General features: G+C 59.6%; 4 protein-coding genes. 2 read left to right on the plus strand and 2 right to left on the minus strand.

Features of this window, described 5'->3' with window-relative positions; all coding sequences use genetic code 11:
• Positions 1–376, plus strand: a 376-nt coding sequence (locus tag VZ95_RS12220) for a MucR family transcriptional regulator (protein ID WP_198148268.1), incomplete at its 5' end; no start/stop codon positions are given.
• A 57-nt stretch (positions 377–433) separates the two neighbouring features.
• Here VZ95_RS12220 and VZ95_RS12225 read toward each other — a convergent pair.
• Positions 434–646 (minus strand): DUF6898 family protein, encoded by a 213-nt coding sequence (locus tag VZ95_RS12225; protein WP_045776091.1) that lies wholly within the window; start codon positions 644–646, stop codon positions 434–436.
• 10 nt (positions 647–656) lie between these two features.
• The gene (locus VZ95_RS12230) at positions 657–1,130 is read right to left on the minus strand and encodes a hypothetical protein (RefSeq protein ID WP_045776092.1); all 474 of its coding nucleotides are present in this window, start codon (positions 1,128–1,130) and stop codon (positions 657–659) included.
• Between the two features lie 150 nt (positions 1,131–1,280).
• Here VZ95_RS12230 and VZ95_RS12235 point away from each other — a divergent pair, with 150 nt between their 5' ends.
• Positions 1,281–2,255, plus strand: a complete 975-nt coding sequence (locus VZ95_RS12235; protein ID WP_045776093.1) for a magnesium transporter CorA family protein — start codon at positions 1,281–1,283, stop codon at positions 2,253–2,255.
• The last annotated feature ends 111 nt before the right edge of the window (positions 2,256–2,366 follow it).

A 2,366-nucleotide genomic window follows, 5' to 3' on the forward strand; every position in this document is an offset into this window, starting at 1 on the left:
GGATATTTCGGTCGATAAGCCGGTCGAAATCATCGAGCCGCAAAAACCCGCCGTTCCGATCAAGCGCTCGGTATTTCCAGACTATATCATTTGTTTGGAAGACGGCAAAAAGCTGAAAATGCTCAAGCGCCACCTGCGCACGGCCTATAATCTAACGCCGGATGACTATCGGGCGAAATGGGGCCTTAGCGCCGATTACCCGATGGTCGCCCCCAATTATGCCGAGCAACGCTCGCAATTTGCCAAGCAGATCGGCCTTGGGCGGACAGGACTTGCCGATGTTACGCGGGGCCGCCGGAAAAAAAGTTTCGGCCTAACCGAAAACCTCAGCGCAACAGCGATAACGCGGCACCCTGGGTGCCGCGTTTATTTTTAGCCTCCGACAAATTCTCTAATAAACTTCAAGTCTGCCGAGAAAATCTCCCGGCACCTTTCAGAGCGAAAACCCGCCCGGCCCCGGTCGAACCGCCGCTGCGAGCAAGCGTTGCAGCTTATTGCACGCTTGCCGGGTAAGAATGGCGTCCGCCGCCGCCGCCGGGCCGACAATCGAGGCCTCCTGCCCCGTGCGCGGATCGACCGCCGTCGCTTTGGCGTAGCTGCCTTGGCGAATGATCTCGATCAGAAAAGCCTCACTCTGTCCGGCCATCGCAGCACGCTTACGGCTCGATCGTGCAGACGAGGGTCTTCTGGACCGCCTTCAACACCGGCTCGTCCATAAAGCGCCCGCCGCAGCGCTGGGAATAGTCGGCCACGCGCGCATTATAGTTCGCCGTTTGCGTTTGCAGGCCGGGTAACACTTCTTGCTCCAACCGGGCCTCGTCATCATCACGCTTTTCCATTTGCGCCCGAAATGCGTCGACCGAGGTCGGGTCGTTCACATTCACCGTCGGGCGCTTCGTGTTGAGCGCCGTCGTTTGATCGGCGATGGATTGGCGCAGCGCCTCATAGGTCGCGCGCACCGCCCCCAACTCCCCTTCCCGCTTCTGCACCGATTGATTGAGGCAGAGGCAGGTTGCAATCTCGCGCGGGTCGGTCATCAGCGTCCCGGCGGGCGATTGGCCGAGCGCGGGGCCTGCGAGCCCGAGCAGCGTGACAAGAAAACCCTGCTGAACCATCGTCATAACGCGCATTGATATGCTCCCACCGTGCCGTGCGTAGAATCCAACTTTGTTGGGCATTATTCAATTGCGAATGCGGCACGAGAAAGGCACTTTGCGCCCACACCCTTGCCGCTTCTTTTTGCAGCGCTCTCGAAGATTTGCTGCCCCGCGAGGTGCCTCATGCTGACCCTGTTTCTCTCCGCCGATGCCGCCACCCAGCGGCTGCCCTTAGGTGAGCTGCCGTCCACACTGCCGCCCGCCCTATGGTACGATTTGTTGGAGCCGACGACGGCGGAAATCCACGCGGTTCAGCGCAGCCTCGGCATCGAGCTTCCCAGCCGCGAAGAGATGCAGGAAATCGAAGTCTCCAGCCGACTCTATGAGGAGGATGGCGCACTCTTCATGACCGTTTCGATCATGTCGAAATTCGATAGCGGCCGCCCGGAAACCAATGCCGTTACCTTTGTGCTCACGCCGAAAGCGCTCGTTACCGTGCGCTATGCCGATCCGCTGCCCTTCATCCAATTCGCCAACCGCGTGCAGCGCAACCCGACGCAATGGACCGGATCGGACACGATCTGGACCGGGCTGCTGGAAACCCTGGTGGACCGGGTCGCCGACGTGCTGGAGCGCATCTCCGCCGATTTGGAGCGCACGGGGCAACGGGTGTTCGACAGTAAGGATACGCGCGGGCGCACCGGGGCAGCGCTGGAAGAGGCCCTTTCGAAAATCGGGCGCTCCGGGCAAATGGTATCGGGCATTTCGGAAAGCCTGATGACGCTGAACCGCGCCATCGCCTATGCGGGCAATATCGGCGGCAGTTGGCTGAGCAAAGAGGCGCGCAATACGGTGAAGATGCTCACCCGCGATATCAAATCGCTGCACGATCATGCCGCTTTTCTGTCGCAGAAGGTGAATTTCTTACTTGATGCCACGCTAGGGCTCATCAATATCGAGCAAAATGCCATCATTAAGATTTTCACCGTCGCCTCGGTGGCTTTCCTGCCGCCGACGCTGATCGCCAGCATCTACGGGATGAATTTTGAAATCCAACCGGAGTTGAAATGGGATTTCGGCTACCCGATGGCGATTGGTTTGATGGTCCTCTCGGCCCTCGGTCCCTATTTATACTTCAAGCGGAAGGGCTGGATTTAGGTTTATGGTGTACGAATAGTTCCCGTCGCCCGAAACGCCGCCAGCGTCGCGCGCAGCATCGGCGCGACGGGGAGCGGCACCGGCGCGGGCAGATAGGAGAGGCCGTAGCGT

It is taken from the genome of Elstera litoralis, assembly GCF_000963705.1.
GTDB lineage: Bacteria > Pseudomonadota > Alphaproteobacteria > Elsterales > Elsteraceae > Elstera > Elstera litoralis.

Coding starts and splice junctions, on each gene's coding strand:
- VZ95_RS12225 (WP_045776091.1), bottom strand. CDS start 646: ATGGCCGGACAGAGTGAGGCTTTTCTGATCGAGATCATTCGCCAAGGC.
- VZ95_RS12230 (WP_045776092.1), bottom strand. CDS start 1,130: ATGCGCGTTATGACGATGGTTCAGCAGGGTTTTCTTGTCACGCTGCTC.
- VZ95_RS12235 (WP_045776093.1), top strand. CDS start 1,281: ATGCTGACCCTGTTTCTCTCCGCCGATGCCGCCACCCAGCGGCTGCCC.